Below are 801 nucleotides of genomic sequence, written 5' to 3'. Positions count from 1 at the left end.
CCGGGGGCCGCGAGGGTGGCGCTGCCGTCGCTGTTGGTGTCGCCGCCTGCGGTGTCGTCCCGGAAGGAGGTGAACACCACCGGTGCGGCCGCGGTGCCCTGGGCGATCAGTGAGCCCTGCACGTACAGCTGGTCCTGGGGAGCGAACTTGGCCGCGGAGCCGGCGGGCATGGTCAGGGTCACCCCGGCGGGCACGGTCAGGTCTAGGCCGCCGCTGTAGGGCCGTCCTGGGTAGTAGTAGGGCTGGAAGCCGACGACGATTTGTAGTCCGCTGGTGGGCCAGGTGGCGTTCGTGGTGAGGGTGCCACTCAGGCCGAGCGCGTCGTAGCTGTTGCCGGTGCCGGTGTTGCCGGTGAGCTGGGCCAGGTCGAGGTTGGTCGAGCGGATGAACACGGGGAAGTAGTTGTGCTTGCACCAGGTGTCCCGGCAGGCGGGGGTGAAGTCGTCGTTCAGGGAGTTCCTGGTGAACGTGTTTCCCATGACCTTCGGGGTGGTGGTCAGGTCGGTCAGGCTGATCGCTGTGAGGGCGTTGCTGTCGAGCACGCTGTTGGTGATCGACGCGTCGGTCTGTCCCCCCGAGGACACCCCACTGGTRGAGAACGAGACCCGCACGTGGTCCAGCGCCAACAAGGAACCTGCGGAGTTGTCCGTGCTGATGCCGGTCCAGTCGCCGGGGGCCGCGAGGGTGGCGCTGCCGTCGCTGTTGGTGTCGCCGCCTGCGGTGTCGTCCCGGAAGGAGGTGAACACCACCGGTGCGGCCGCGGTGCCCTGGGCGATCAGTGAGCCCTGCACGTACAGCTGG

At 68.4% G+C, this 801-nt stretch carries 1 protein-coding gene; it reads right to left on the bottom strand.

Annotation, left to right across the window (positions count from 1 at the left end):
• Positions 1 to 801: hypothetical protein (locus tag AC1DS4_RS18950; protein WP_477646104.1), on the bottom strand; the 801-nt coding region annotated here is incomplete at both ends.

The sequence above is a fragment of the Pedococcus sp. P3_C7 genome (assembly GCF_056402615.1).
Note: the sequence above shows the minus strand (reverse complement) of the source record. Positions and strands in the feature narration are given on the sequence as shown.